The 14,793-nt window shown below is 46.3% G+C and carries 12 protein-coding genes; all 12 read right to left on the reverse strand.

Annotation, left to right across the window (positions count from 1 at the left end; all coding sequences use genetic code 11):
- Positions 1-7: 7 nt before the first annotated feature.
- Positions 8-2,386, reverse strand: coding sequence for a YjbH domain-containing protein (locus EYR25_RS06250; RefSeq protein ID WP_133178866.1), 2,379 nt, complete (start codon positions 2,384-2,386; stop codon positions 8-10).
- The gene (locus EYR25_RS06255) at positions 2,386-3,171 is read right to left on the reverse strand and encodes a capsule biosynthesis GfcC family protein (protein WP_133178867.1); all 786 of its coding nucleotides are present in this window, start codon (positions 3,169-3,171) and stop codon (positions 2,386-2,388) included. Before EYR25_RS06255 ends, EYR25_RS06250 begins: the two co-directional genes overlap by 1 nt.
- A gap of 10 nt (positions 3,172-3,181) precedes the next feature.
- A complete protein-coding gene (locus EYR25_RS06260) occupies positions 3,182-3,892 on the reverse strand; it encodes a YjbF family lipoprotein (RefSeq protein ID WP_133178868.1) in 711 nt (236 codons plus the stop codon).
- 151 nt (positions 3,893-4,043) lie between these two features.
- A complete protein-coding gene (locus EYR25_RS06265; RefSeq protein ID WP_133178869.1) occupies positions 4,044-4,283 on the reverse strand; it encodes a hypothetical protein in 240 nt (79 codons plus the stop codon).
- 251 nt (positions 4,284-4,534) lie between these two features.
- Positions 4,535-5,674: a patatin-like phospholipase family protein gene (locus EYR25_RS06270; protein ID WP_133178870.1), complete on the reverse strand. Its 1,140-nt coding sequence runs from the start codon at positions 5,672-5,674 to the stop codon at positions 4,535-4,537.
- A 267-nt stretch (positions 5,675-5,941) separates the two neighbouring features.
- Positions 5,942-7,654 carry a proline--tRNA ligase gene (locus EYR25_RS06275; RefSeq protein ID WP_011622129.1) on the reverse strand — a complete coding sequence of 571 codons (1,713 nt, stop codon included), beginning with the start codon at positions 7,652-7,654 and terminating at the stop codon, positions 5,942-5,944.
- Between the two features lie 170 nt (positions 7,655-7,824).
- The gene (locus EYR25_RS06280) at positions 7,825-8,454 is read right to left on the reverse strand and encodes an acyltransferase (protein WP_133178871.1); all 630 of its coding nucleotides are present in this window, start codon (positions 8,452-8,454) and stop codon (positions 7,825-7,827) included.
- Positions 8,455-9,189, reverse strand: coding sequence for a tRNA (N6-threonylcarbamoyladenosine(37)-N6)-methyltransferase TrmO (gene tsaA, locus EYR25_RS06285; protein WP_133178872.1), 735 nt, complete (start codon positions 9,187-9,189; stop codon positions 8,455-8,457).
- A 95-nt stretch (positions 9,190-9,284) separates the two neighbouring features.
- Positions 9,285-9,665 carry an Rcs stress response system protein RcsF gene (rcsF, locus tag EYR25_RS06290; RefSeq protein WP_011622132.1) on the reverse strand — a complete coding sequence of 127 codons (381 nt, stop codon included), beginning with the start codon at positions 9,663-9,665 and terminating at the stop codon, positions 9,285-9,287.
- 77 nt (positions 9,666-9,742) lie between these two features.
- Positions 9,743-11,032: an amidohydrolase gene (locus EYR25_RS06295; RefSeq protein ID WP_133178873.1), complete on the reverse strand. Its 1,290-nt coding sequence runs from the start codon at positions 11,030-11,032 to the stop codon at positions 9,743-9,745.
- Positions 11,032-14,097 (reverse strand): amidohydrolase family protein, encoded by a 3,066-nt coding sequence (locus EYR25_RS06300; protein WP_133178874.1) that lies wholly within the window; start codon positions 14,095-14,097, stop codon positions 11,032-11,034. Before EYR25_RS06300 ends, EYR25_RS06295 begins: the two co-directional genes overlap by 1 nt.
- Positions 14,098-14,294: 197 nt before the next feature.
- On the reverse strand, positions 14,295-14,687 hold the full coding sequence (locus tag EYR25_RS06305; RefSeq protein ID WP_023267200.1) for an H-NS histone family protein: 393 nt from the start codon (positions 14,685-14,687) through the stop codon (positions 14,295-14,297).
- Positions 14,688-14,793: the final 106 nt, after the last annotated feature.

Below are 14,793 nucleotides of genomic sequence, written 5' to 3' on the forward strand. Positions count from 1 at the left end.
GTTTTTGTTATTTTACAGGCTTATTTTCAGTGCTGGGGCGGGTGAACCAAGGATCTCTCGCGTCCATTACATCATATAGGCTGTACTTGCGTCCTACTGTTTGGCCACCATCGCGAGTCAGTGGCATCCAACTGATTGTCGCTCTGCTATGAGTTGATTTAATCGTCATTAAATCAAATGGGATTGATACGTAGAAGCCTTTGGTAAAGCTGCCCTCACCATATTCTTCTGCAGATAGGTTAGTTTTAGTGGCGAAGGCGCCAACAATCACACCGCTGTCAAATTGTTTTGAGAAATCAATCGTAACCCCTTTATCTTCGGCCAAATATTGGCCAGCACTGATCCTTAATAAGGTATTTGGGAACCAGTCTGGTTGGTAATAGACCGATGCATGGCCTGTAACAGTTCCAGTTTGTACACGATAAGGACGGTTGGTGAGTGGATCAAATTGATTTTCTTCTGTAAACAAGCCGAGCATGCTATCTGGATCACGCTGTTTGACGTAATTCACATCAACACCAAAAGCCCATTCGCTATTTAGGGGGCGATAAAGAACCTCGCCACCTACACCTGCATACATCATTTCTAAATATCCACCATAGGCTTGGTAGAAGATATTATCCGTTAAACTATCCATCCAAGTTAGTTGCAGGTTATTTACTCGAACTGGATTATCATGAATATACTGGCGAACGAGGGTGCGAACCCGTTTTAAATCTGTACCATCGGGCGGTACTTCGTACAAAAACTTATCAAAGTTATCGTAAAGGTTAAGATAAAGTGAGCTTGAAAACTCAAAGTTATCGGTAAAGCGGTAACTTGCACTACCTGTCATGCCAATACTAAACATGTAAAATCCTTCGGAACCGCCAAAGGATTGGGACATGTTGGGTGAAATATCAAAGCTAAGCTTATCCAGCCAATCCTTATCTGTATTATTGACCTGCAGTCCCTGAGGTAAGGTTGGTATGCTAACAACACTGGCATCTGTGATTTTTGCATTGAGATAGCCATAACTTGCGATTTGGGCAAATTTTTGCGCATCAATGCGGGTTTCGGTTATCGGTTGGCGATAACGGGTTTCGATTAGCCGATACTCTTTGATACGAGTTGCATCAGTGTTATTAGCGAGTATGGTTGCCGCTCTTTGATGCGCTTCATTTCTATCACGGAATTTGGTTTGTTCACCCACAACAGTAATGCTGTCGTGATCGAGATAAATTTTGGCATTTGCATAACCTGCAATGGTTTGTAAGTCCTGAGCAACTACATTCCAATCTACTTGGTTATTTGCAACAGTCTGACTAGAAGCGTTTGTAGGCTCTAGATTGGCTACTTCAGCATTTTGCACTTCTGATTTATGCTTTGCAGATGTCTCTGCACTGACAGTCGCTTGGTCGACTTTTGGTATGTTTACCTGTGTAGAGGATTCTGGTTGCGTAACAGTTAGTGGGGCAGCAGGAAGCGGCTTGTATTTAGCAGCCTCTGGATCTCGTTTAATCTGTGACAAGGTATTAAAATTGGTTTGCAGACTAAAGCCGAGTGTCCAAGTATTACCGCGCTCATAACTTAAATGTAGGTCGCCCCAATCACCGAATCGATAGAGCAAACCATAGTTAAATTTGCTGTCTTGTGGCATTGGAATGCCGCCACGTACGACAGGAAAGTCAGATTGATAGTCGTTGCCATCATATTCCACTTTTAAACGCAGTGGCTCCCACGGCGTTTGGTATTCAACCCCGCCAAAAAGCGCAGCACAGCCCTTAAACCAACGTTGATAATCGACCGTGCCACCTTTACCACCATAAGAAGTATCTCTGTCGCAGTTGTAATTAAGATCTTTTTTATCCGAAGTCAGGTTGCCACTATTGCCGATATAACCCCAGCCTATGCCGAGGATAAAATCCAGTGGACCGACTCGTTTCGTCGCAGCGATAAACTCGCCATCAAATAGACCTGTACCACCAAAGTCTCTCACGCCAATCGAGGTTTCTGGCAGCCAATTACTTTCTTCCAGTAAACGAAACTTAAAATCAATCCCTTTATCTGTGTATTTAGTGTCGCCGCTAAAACTGGGATCGTTACTGTAAAGTAGGTCTTGCACTAGCGTATAGCGGATTGTGGTTTCAAACCACGGAAATAATTGTACTGAAGCGCTAAAGTGCTGATAGTCATCGTTATAAGTGGTGACAAAGTTAAATTCTCCTTCTGGCGCCATACGACCAGTGGGCATTTGCATTAAACCAACGCCACCAAAATCTGACTGTGAAGGTAAGAGGGTTGGATAAGAGAATTCGTCGGCGCTAACATGTAATAAAGGTAGCAGGGCTAATGACAGCGCAGATAAACGCCCGAACGTATGCATGGTGGGAGTCGACTTTTTCATTACAGAGCCCGATTTTTGAGTAATTCAATAATGTTGTTGTTTAATTTTGCGTGATCATTAAAGAGAGCCGAAAACTCAACAAAGAGTATTGCACCAGGGGCGATATCCTGAGCCTGATGATTCCAATAAGCGATGGGTTGTTTTATCACTTTGCCATCGGGTTGAATAATCCATACAAAACTATCTCCGGCATTATCGAGTAAACCCGCTCGAGTTAGGTAATCTTTACTGCTAGCTCGCGATTGCCAAACTTGTTCACCTGTTTGCGCGACAGCACCAACGACAGTGATAGTGGTTGGACGTGGCGGTAGCACCAGTAAAAAATCACCGTCAATAACTGGATTGTAAGCATCAGTAATTCTAATTAAATCAAGATCTAATGGCTGATTTACTCGTTGCCCAATCTTTACATTACGTAAAAACTGGGCGAATTTAGCAAGGTTTGCAATATAGTTCGCATTGTCGGCTTGCTCACCCATGGTCGCTAACTGTTGTAATACTTGCTGACGAGTGACTTCTAGTGCAGCGGTATTTTTTGTATCTAATAGGGCTGCACCTAGCCAATAAATTGGAATGGCCTCATTTTTAGTAACCTGATTATAAAGGGGAAGTTGTGTTAAACCATCCTGCACCGCTTGTCCGACTCGAATGGCTGAGGGATAGGTAATTTGCAACTGAGGTGGATTTGAGGCTGAGGTACTGACAGAAAGTTGGGTATTAGCTTCAACATTCGGCAAAAATAGTGAACTTACTAGCAGTGCCAACGGGGTAATATATGATCTCATTATGGCTCCACTAAGCGGCAAAAGGCTTCAGTAAGGTGATATCAATAAATGGCAGATTAGGTGCAATCTTCTGATGACTCTTAATAACGCTGCCAGTCTGAGGATCTAGCCAAAACTCATTTTGATATTGGATATTCAGCGCATCCACAGAGACGCTTTCACTAAAATGCAAAGCTGGTGTAGGAGTGCCATTGATTAGAATATTTTCGTCGCTAATCAGTTTAAACTCTGATTTTGCTTTGTAGCCATAGTGATAACCTGGTTGCCAGTCGAGCGTTCTAGTCCAAGTTTTGGGGGTGGAGCTTAAATGTAATCCTAATAACAGTGGATCTGGCTCTTCACTTTCAACAGCCGCTAAATTACCCGCGAGCAAATTATGGGTTTTGACTAGGCGGCCATTAACTGTCACTAACATACCTTTATCCGCTGATAACCATTTCAGTTCTAGTACTTCAGGTGCATTTTTAACTGAAGATAGGCTGATTTTAGGCTCTGCAAAGGCTAAGACCACAAATGCTTGAGCTGTATCTTCCATTTTTACATAAATACTCGCATAAGGATTAGCTGAAACTTGCTCAGGGGTGAGTACCACATCTTCATTTCCCCAAAAGGCGAGTTTAATCGTATCGTTTAAGGCGCTAATTCGTTGGTTACAGCCCGATAAGCCTAGACATACTGCCGAAACAGCAATAAAGGAAAAGATTTTTTTATATTTACGCATCCGAGTTGCTTATTCTCAATAATGATAGATAACCAATGTAGATATATGTTGAAGTGATTTCAAGCTCTCACTATTTTGCTTTAGACCTTCTTGTGCCCCAAAAAAAACAACCGCCAAAAGGCGGTTATTTATAATTCGCACCAAATAACCATCAGTTAGATGATACTGATGTAGAATTGCTGTTAGAAGTAGAGATTGGATTGTCATCACCAGCATTTGCAGCAACCAAAACACCAGCAACAACTGCACCAGCTGCAATACCACCAGCAACGATACCACCAGCTGCGCCACCAGCACTGCCACCAGTAACAGTACCACCAGGGTTAGCGTTAGCCGCAACTGAACCTAACATTGACATAGCAGCGATAAGTGCTAATGAAGTTTTTTTCATCGTGATTCCCTTTTAGAAAAAATTAACCTAATTTTTAGCTAATCTAGTACAGCATGATAGGTGATTCAACTTAAATGATCAATGTTAAATCTTTTCCGCCTTTCAGACTTTAGACTGATTTACTGCTTAGCTGCTACTGAATAATCCTTAATTTTTAATGAGTTTCGCACATCTTAGTTAAGGAATTATGTCATCGCCTAATTTATAACATGGCAAGACGCGGGCTTCAATTCGATTTTTGCAAGCCTTATCTAGGTGGTATTGCATTCGGTTAAATTGAAAAATGCTTTAAGTTCGTCAAGTTGCGCTATACCGTCCTTATAACCTAATTCGATCAAGGCACTGGTGTAGGACTTCTCAAACAAAAGATAAGACACAATACTCGAGTCTGACTGCCTGTCGATACCGATAAATCCCAATAAGGTCTTAATCGCCCAGGGCATATCATCATAAAATCGGGCGGCGATTTTACTTAAATCTTCGCTGGGTTTTATCACTAAGGTTTTTATAGGGTGCAACGCTAGCTGACTGCGACTCTCTTCGGGGATCAGTGATAGTGTATGATTAATCCGCTCTAAGCGCTCCAGATCGCTATTTAAGGTATCGGAAAAGATAGTATCCAGCAGATGACCAGCGATAGTCGCTGTCTTCGGATGATATTCTAATTCCATTGGAAAATGCTTATGGGGACTATCGAGGTTTATTACCAATAACTTACTGGCCCCTAAATGAATTGGGCTTGAGAGCGGCGCGAGTTGGTGGACTGAGCCATCACCATAATAAGCTTGATTAAGTTTTATCGACGGAAACACCATAGGGATCGCCGAGCTTGCTAATAGATGTTCGGTATTTAACATCCGCCGCTCGCCGCTGCGTCTGGCGCGAGTCCAGTTTTCAATATCCCGCGCCGCTTGAAAAAACGTCACCGAGCGTGAGTTGTTATAGCAAGAAGTATCGACACTGAGTGCCGTTAATGCGCCATTGCGTATATTGCGATCAATTCTTTTAAAATCAATAAGCTCATTCAATAAATGCCGTAAAGGCTCATTATCGAGCAGGCTGCCAGCATCGGTATTAACCTTATCATCCTGTAAGCCTTTGAGAGCCATCTTGGTTAGATGGCTTAACACGCCAGGAATCGAGGCGCGATACACTTTTCTGGTTTCAAAATGGCGCCAAACCCACTCGAGTTTTTTGACACCCAAATGAAAACATGACGCATGTGTTGCAATTGACGTGCCGTTAATGGCGCCTGCGGAAGTACCACATATTATTTTAAAGGGGATACCATGGTTGCGCGGATAAAGCTGGACCAGTGCTTTTAACACTCCCACTTGATAGGCGGCACGAGCGCCACCGCCACCGAGGACTAATGCTGTTGATGTTGGCAATCTTAATACTCAACGACTTGTTATTATGATTTTATTAAAGCAATGCCTTATCTAAAAAAGCAAGTCTGAGCAGTTATCTTAATGACATTTCTTTAGTTTTTGATGAGAAGCGTTGAAGGTGAGTGCTTAAGAGCCACTTTGCAATCAACAGACGGGAAATAAAAAAGCGCACTTAAGTTTAACCTAAGTGCGTTTCTGTATTGAGAGGCTAATGGCTAGCCATTAGCTCAAACTGGCTGAATGCGCATTCAGCGCAAAAGACAGTGCTTAAGCCTGCAGATTCTTCAAAAAATCGACGATTTGGTCGAATGGCACATCTTGCTTTTCACCAGTGCGGCGGTTTTTGTATTCAAAAACGCCAGCGTCGATATTGCGATCGCCAATCACCACTGTGTGTGGAATACCAATCAGTTCCATATCCGCGAACATTACACCTGGACGCTCTTTACGATCATCGAGTAGCACATCAATACCCGCGGCACTTAAGTCTTTGTATAACTGCTCGGCGATATCGGTCACGCGGTGTGACTTGTGCATATTCATTGGCAGAATGCCCACACTGAATGGCGCAATGGCTTCTGGCCATACAATGCCGCGGTCATCGAAGTTTTGCTCAATTGCTGCCGCCACGATACGGCTTACGCCCACACCGTAACAACCCATCAGTAGCACCTGTGATTTACCGTTCTCATCGAGAACAGTCGCATTCATCGATTTAGAATAGTTAGTACCGAGTTGGAAGATATGACCCACTTCGATACCACGCGCCATTGCGTAAGTGCCTAAACCATCAGGTGTTGGCTCACCTTCAACCACGTTACGGATATCGGCTGCTTGTGCCAGTGGTAGATCGCGTTCCCAGTTGATGCCAAAGTAGTGTTTATCATCTTGGTTTGCGCCGGCGGCGAAGTCGCTCATCACGCTTACGCTATGGTCAATGATAATAGGCATATTCAGGCCGACAGGGCCTAATGAGCCAGGGCCTGCACCAATGGCGTCACGGATCAGCGCTTCTGGGGCAAACTCTAATGGTGATGCTACTAAATCTAACTTGTCTGCCTTGATTTCGTTCAGCTCGTGGTCGCCACGTACAATCAGCGCAACCAGTGGCGCTTCTTCCGTCGCACCCTTAACAATCAAGGTTTTCACAGTTTTAGTGATATCCAAACCGAATTGTTCAACTAACTCGGCAATGGTTTTTGCATTGGGGGTATCAACTAAACGTAACTCTTCAGTCGCCGCGCCACGCGCTTCGGTTGGCATTGGCGATTCGGCTTTCTCGATGTTAGCGGCATAGTCGCTGCCAGTAGAGTAGGCGATTAAGTCTTCACCGCTTTGCGCCAATACGTGGAACTCGTGTGACATGCTGCCACCGATAGAACCCGTGTCCGCTAAAACAGGACGGAAGGCTAAGCCCATGCGCGACAGAATGTTGCTATAGGCTTGATACATGGCCTCATAGGTTTCATTCATGGTGTCCACGTCCAGATGGAAAGAATACGCATCTTTCATCAGGAATTCGCGCGAACGCATCACGCCAAAGCGTGGGCGCACTTCGTCGCGGAATTTGGTTTGAATTTGGTAAAGGTTCAGCGGTAATTGCTTGTAAGAGCTGACTTCTTTACGGATTAGGTCGGTGATCACTTCTTCATGGGTCGGCCCCAAAACGAAATCACGGTTATGGCGGTCTTTAAAACGCAGCAGCTCAGGACCAAATTTGTCCCAGCGACCCGTTTCTACCCATAAATCAGCCGGTTGCACCATAGGCATTAGGATTTCAATCGCGCCCGCTTTGTTCATTTCTTCACGAACAATGGCTTCGACTTTACGCAATACTCGCAGGCCCGTGGGCAAGTAGCTGTATAGACCTGAAGCGTTACGGCGGATCATACCCGCACGTAGCATTAATTGATGGCTGATGACTTCTGCATTCGCAGGTGTTTCTTTTTGAGTAGAAAGTAGGTATTTGCTAACGCGCATTACCGATGTCCAAATTTGAGTTGAATGGGCGCCATTTTATCACCTGCTTCGATGATGTCACCTATGGATTGAGGTTAAATTCAATCAGCTGCAGACAAATGGCCGTTTTCATTTTACAAAGTGTGCTGTGTCGCCACAGAGGGCGATGCATACAGATAAAGCTAAGTGAGTTATTTATTCCGCCTATCGCCAATCACCCGAGCAGGATTACCCGCGACGATGGCCCATGCGGGAACATCTTTAGTGACAATGCAGCCCATGCCTATCACCGCATGGTCGCCAATGGTGACACCATCGACTATCCCTGCCTGTGCGCCAATCCACACATCTTTACCTATCACGACACCTTTAGAGTTTGAGGCTTGTTGATAAATGGGCGTATCAGGCGCCATGCCATGATTAAAGGCATAGATAGTGACGTGGTTAGCAATGCGAGTTTGGGAGCCAATTTGAATGCCTACTCGGCCACCATCGAAGGAGCAGCCATGATTGATAGCAACTTCATCACCGAGCGTGATAGGACCATGCAAAAAACATTCTGCGGCAATCATGCAGCGATGACCGATTGTGATATGGCGATTTGGCTCGGCAAATAACTGCGCCTCGGGCGCAATAAAACAGTTCTCGCCAATGGTCACGGTTTCGAGGGCACAAAGGTTGGCTTGCACTTCATCCTGCCAAGGTTTGGCCCAGACTAAGTGTTTTTCTTTGAGTGAGAAATACAGCCAGGGCATCCAAGACAGACGCTTTTTATGTTGGCTTTGATAATCAGGCAAGGCCGTTGTGATTGGCGTCTGCATTTAGCCACATTTCCCCGGTTTGAGTTCTAAAACCTGAATGTATTCCCGTTCATCCTCATCGACCGCCATTCGCCAAAAGATATCTAAATCATACAAAGCCACTTGATATAACTTGGGGTCATCCTTGGCTTTTTTATAGGCGGGGCGAGGGTCTTGCCCCAGCACGCCGTGGATGAGCACGGCTAAATCGGTATAGGCGTCCTGCTTGCTGTATGCGTTAATCTGGGTTGCTGCGAGTTCTGAAAACACTACGTGGATAAGTTTTGGTGCTTCTTGCGCGATACCGCCAACGGCACCTTCAATCGAATCCGAGAACGGAATATAGGGCTTAATATCGATAATGGGCGTGCCATCGACAAGATCCATGCCCGAAATCTCTAGGCATACTTTGCCTTTACGTTGCACCACCCCGTGGAGTTTGACCACGGATTGGCCTATACCATTCGGACGAAAGGTCGAGCGAGTCGCGAATACGCCGAGTTTTTCATTGCCGCCTAAACGGGGCGGGCGTACGGTCGTTTTCCACCCTTGGGCGAGATTTTCATGGAAACAAAACAACAACCAAAGATGGGAATATTGCTCGATACCACGCACGGCATCGAGATGATTGACATGGGGCTCGAGCTCAACATAACCGCGCGCCTCCACCAACCCGGGCTGCCGTGGAATGCCAAATTTTTGTTTATAGGGAGTGCGGCAAGTGGCGACAGCGGTAATCTGGTTGGTAAATGTCATGCAAAAAATACCTAAAGCAAGGGCAACAACCCAAACGCCGATGGTCTAGGTTGTTAAGTACATCAATAATTGGCGCGCAGTATACACGCTTTACACTAATCAGCGGAGGCCATTTTAATCGCTTGACCAACGCAGAGGGCGCGGCTGACGCAGCCTTGGGCTGCTTCTTCCATCATTACGCATTGTTTGATGATGATGCCATTGGCGCCTTTATCGGCCGCCGCGCGGCGGGCCTCGGTTCGGGCTTCACTTAAGGAAGCGGGCACCGCATTCACATCGGCTTGACAAGATTCGCCCTGAACCAAACCTTTTAATTCGTAATGACCTTTAGGCAAACTATCGCCCTCAAACAGCGTGACATCGCCCGCCTTGAAGTAGTCATTAATCGCCTCGCCGTCCAAATTGCTGTTAAAACTGTAATCGCTGGCACAGGCGCTAAGCAGTAGCACTAATGCACTTGAGAGGATGATTTTCATGGTTTGACCTAAGATTAAGGGTAAATAAGCGCAGTCCAACGGACTGCGCGGTATCGAGCGATTTATCTGAGCAAATTCTATCGCTTAAGATACTTTTGATAAAGCTGCTGGTGGCGATTATTCAGATCTATTTGCCGTCCTTCAATCCAGATTGCATCAATTTTGTTGCTCATAGGGTCGAGGATATCCCCGTCACTCAGCACAACACTGCCCTGATAACCGACGGCGATGGCCCCTAAATCGGTGATCCCCAGCAGTTTTGCTGCATCTAAGGTCACCGATTTTAATGCTTGCTCGGGCGTGACGCCGTAAGCGGCACTGTAGCCCGCGGCATAGGGAAGGTTACGACTGTTCCAATCCGATGAGAATCCAAGGGCATAGGGAATGCCTGCACTTGCCAGCAACGAAGGGATTTTAAAGGGTAAATCCACTGGTTCATCTTTACGTTTGGGCAGGCTCAGGGTGTGCGGGTAAATCACACTGGCGTTCACTTCCCTTAAGCTTGAAGCTAATCGCCAGGCATCATAGCCACCGACAATCACCAATTTAAATTGATATTTTTTCGTCAGGGCAATGACTTGCTCAATTTGGCTGACGCTGTCCGCATGGACAAATAGCGTGGCCTTACCTTGGTATAGGGGCAACATGGCCTGCCAACGTAAATTGGCTGTATTGGCCGAATCCTTTGCCTGATGGCTTAAAAAGTAGCGATAGCCATCCTCAAAGGCTGTGGTGAGTGTCGCTATGGCCTGCTGATTTTTCTCTATGGCCTTGGCTTTTTCCTTTTCATCCTCTGGCATGCGCTTGATTTGTGGCCAGTAAACATGAAATTGGCCTTCGCTAGGTTGCAGGGCGTCCTCAATCGTCCAAGCATCGAGGTCAACGACCACAGATTGGCCCGCGAGTCCGTCGCCACTGGGGACGATTTGTGCGTGGGTGATGCCATTGTAGCGAATGGTTGGCAATAGCTCGGAATCTGGGTTGTAAGCCGTTGCTGCGCTAATTTGCGGATTAAAATCACCGACTTCTGCATTATCGACGGTTGGGCGCACCATCTCGATTTCCACTAAACCAAGACTGGTATCGAGTGCGATAAGGCCGGGATATAAGTGTTTGCCCGTGGCATCGATGATCTGCGCTTGGCTATCCGCGTCGTTGACGCTTAGCTGTGGCCCGATGGCGCTAATTTTACCTTGCTCAATCAACACATCGGTATTGGTTAATGTCCCTTGGCTGACGGTATGCACAGTGGCATTTTTAATCAACACGCTCTGGGTTTGCTTGGGCGCAGGGACGATATTATGTGCCTGCGCTGACAGCGTCACAGCCAGTGTCGACACCAGCAAGCTTGTGGGTAAGTGCTTCATTATTTTGCTCCCTGATGATGTTGGCCCCAAGCTTGATAATGGGTATCGCAGTGCCATTGTGGCTCGTTAAGCGGGGTGACTTTCTCACCCGCCCTGGCGTTATCATCACTACTGAGAATTTTTTGGATAAGGGCGGCGCGCTCTGCGACGACCTGCTGCTGGGCAAGCTGGTCTTGGTCGCGATCGAAATAGCGTTTACCCTCGACCCAAGCCTGGGTCACTTTGGCGTAAATCGATAGCGGCTCGGCGTTCCACAGCACGATATCGGCCATCTTGCCTGGGGTGAGTGAGCCAACATACTCATCGACCCTGAGTTGTTTCGCCGGGTTGATGGTCACCATATTCCAAGCATCTTCTTTAGACATATTGCAATACATCATTGACTTAGCCGCTTCTTGGTTGAGTCTGCGCTGCATTTCGTAGTCGTCAGAGTTGATGCTGGTGAGCACGCCCTGTTTCTGCATCAAGCAGGCGTTTTGTGGAATTGCATCATAGACTTCGAACTTATAGGCCCACCAATCGGCAAAGGTTGAGGCGCCTGCGCCATGGGCGGCCAGTTCACTGGCCACCTTGTAACCTTCGAGCACATGGGTAAAGGTTTGCACCTTAAACTGATAGGCTTCGGCTAATCGCAGGAACATTAAGATTTCTGACTGCACGTAGGAGTGGATATGCACATCGCGCTGCTGTTTTAACACTTCGGCCACCGCCTGCAGACGGTAACTTGGGCGCGGCGCAACGGTTTTCTTCTTCTCGCTGCTGCGTAAATCATCATAGTCCTTCAGCGCTTTCTCATAGGCGAGTGCGGCATCGAAGGTTTCTTGAAATAAAGCTTTTACGCCCATTCGCGTCTGCGGGAAGCGCTGAACAAACTTTTCACCCCAGTTACTCTGTTTGACGTTTTCGCCAAGGGCGAATTTGATACTGGCAGGGGCATTAGCAAATTTAAGCTGCTCGGCACTTTCACCCCATTTCATCTTGATTAACTGGGATTGGCCACCAATCGGGTTAGCGCTGCCATGGAGTAATTGTGCGCTGGTGACACCGCCCGCGAGTGCACGATAGATGGAAATATCTTCAGGATTGATCACATCACCAATCCGCACTTCAGAGGTGACCGCGTCAGTGCCTTCGTTGGTGCCACCATTGATCGCAATATGGGAATGCTCATCGACGATACCCGCAGTTAAATGTTTACCCGTTGCATCGAGAACTTGATAACCCGAAGGCGTGCTGAGCTGCTGACCGATTTTTTCAATTCGGCCATTGGCCATTAATAGATCCGCATGTTCTAAAATGCCCTGTTTATCCGAGGTCCACAGGGTGGCATTTTTAATATGGAGTTTCTCGGCTTTTGGCGCCTCACTCAAACCATAGGCGACGTTAGGGTAGGTGAGTTGACTCACTAAAGTCGGTGCAGCATCGGTCTTAGGCGGGCCTTCTTGTTCCGTCTTTGGACTCGAAGCGATAGCAATACCCGCCACATTAATGCTGCGACTTTGGGCGTCCACCATACGGCCTTGAATACCATCCTTAGCGAGCCAGAGGGTAAAACGGCTGATGCCATGAATGCCCGCATCGCTTAAATCGGCGTTAAAGCTCACACGGCCGTCGTCTTCAAGCTTAAGATTGGTGAGTGGAATGCTCTTCTCGCCACTGCTTAGCTGACCTTGGAAGGCTTTTTTGCCCGTTTCTTCAAGGTTTAGATCTAAGGTGAGATTATTCAGCGTGAGCTGATAGTCGCCCAAGAGTTTGGCCTGTGGGAGTGAGCGAATGGATTGCTCTTCGCCCTGCAGCCAGACGCTATAAATCTGCCCATCCTTAAAGATATTGCCCTTAGTAATCACAAAGTCGGCCATATAGCCGGGGGCAAGTTTACCGGCGAAGTCGGCCGCCCCCGCCATCTCGGCGGCTTGAGTCGTCAGCGCGGCGAGGGCCTTGTCCTCACTCAGTCCCTGGGTGATGGCTTGTCGTAGACGTGGCCAAAATGCCTCGGTTTTAATGCCAAATTGGGTAAAGGCAAAAGGGATGCCAGCATTGGCGACTGCTGCTGGGTTTGTGGGCGCGCGTTCCCATTGTCTGAGTTCTGCAAGGGAGACTTCACGGTCGGCATCATCGGTGCCAACATCGGGTGCTTGCGGATAGTTGAGCGGCAGGATCAAAGGATAATTTAGGGCTTTTAATTCATTGATGCGCGCATATTCTTGACCACTTGCGAGTAGGTTGGCGGGCAGCTGGTGTTCTTTGAGCAAGTTAGCGGCGCGCAGCAAATCGTTGAGGTTTTTTGTTTCAAAGACGATTTGTTTCTCGGCTAAGTTATCTAAGCGTTCGAAAGCGATATTAAATTCAATTTGAGCATTTGCTGAACTATTAACCGATTTGTGCTTATTTTGGTTATACCAGTTTGCATCGGCAAAGGTTTGCCTGATAAGCGCGATACTGCCCATTAGAGAATTGGGATAGTCTTGTTCAGATGTGCCTTTATCGAAGGCCATAAAAGGTTGGCTGCGTGCACGATAAATCACCTCGTTGGCGGTTTTATCGGCTAATGAAAGGCTAACACCCGTACCGCGGAAAATACCGTCGAGTTTACTGCTTTGTACGCTGGTGAAGCCGTTATTGATCCAATCTCTTGCGCGTTCTTTATTTGGGTAAACGTAATTAAACCATTCTTTTTCAGCATGAATTGCGCCATTTTCCGCATTACCGCCGATACGTTTAATATCATATACCGGACGAGTCAGCCCTAATTTGGGATATTCAAACTCGATACCATAATCGGTAAAGGGATCGATAAAACCGGGATAGATAGTATAACCACTGAGATCAACTTTTAGTGCCGCTTCTGGGATATCCCCTTTTTCAATAATGGCTTTGATCCGATTATTTTCAACTAATAATGTGGCGTTTGCGAGTCGTTTCCCCGGTGCTAGGATTAATTCGGCATTGGTGAATGCCGTTAGCTTATTGACGGGGGGAATGGGATTGGCCTCGGCGAAAATGTTATGGGATACCAAACTACTTATTATGCCGCAGCTTATTATTATCTTGTTGTTTATCAGCATTTTTCATTTACTTAGGTGGAGGGTGAGTAAAGAGTAACCTAAAGTAGATGTAATTACTAAAGCCGAATTGTAACGCAATTTAAGCATGTGCTTGAATGCTGAGGGGGATTCTGCTGGGCATAAAAAAGCTCGCAGGGTGCGAGCTTTTTTATGTTACTCAGTGTTAATAGCGCATCGCTATTACACACTATATTGGATTAGATTAAGAAATCATCCATAGAACGGCCTTTATTGACTTCGTTCTTAAATACCGTTGGCATACGACCTTGACCTGTCCACTGGATCACTTCGCCGTTAACTTCGATTTGGTATTTTGCTGGACGAGGAGCGCGCTTTTTGCTTACAGCTTTAACTGCAACACCGCCTAAATCGTCGATTGATAAACCAACAGCTTCCATTTGTTGACGGATTTCTTCGATCTTTGCATTACGAGCAGCGATAGCTTGCTGTTCTTCTTCAGCCATAGATTCACGCTCTGTGAGAATCTTATCCAGTTTTGCAGCTAAATCACGCAATTCTTCGAGGCTCAAATCTTTTACAGCAGCTTTAAAACGACGACCGTGAGTTAATATTTCTAAAAATTCGCTCATATCTATTTTCGTCCCACTCTATTTTTATTACAGGATAATGGTGAACAACAGCTAAATGATAGAAACTAATATTGCTCGAATCAAATAAAATTATGCAATAAACAGA

Source organism: Shewanella decolorationis, assembly GCF_004354305.1.
GTDB classification, from domain to species: domain Bacteria; phylum Pseudomonadota; class Gammaproteobacteria; order Enterobacterales; family Shewanellaceae; genus Shewanella; species Shewanella decolorationis.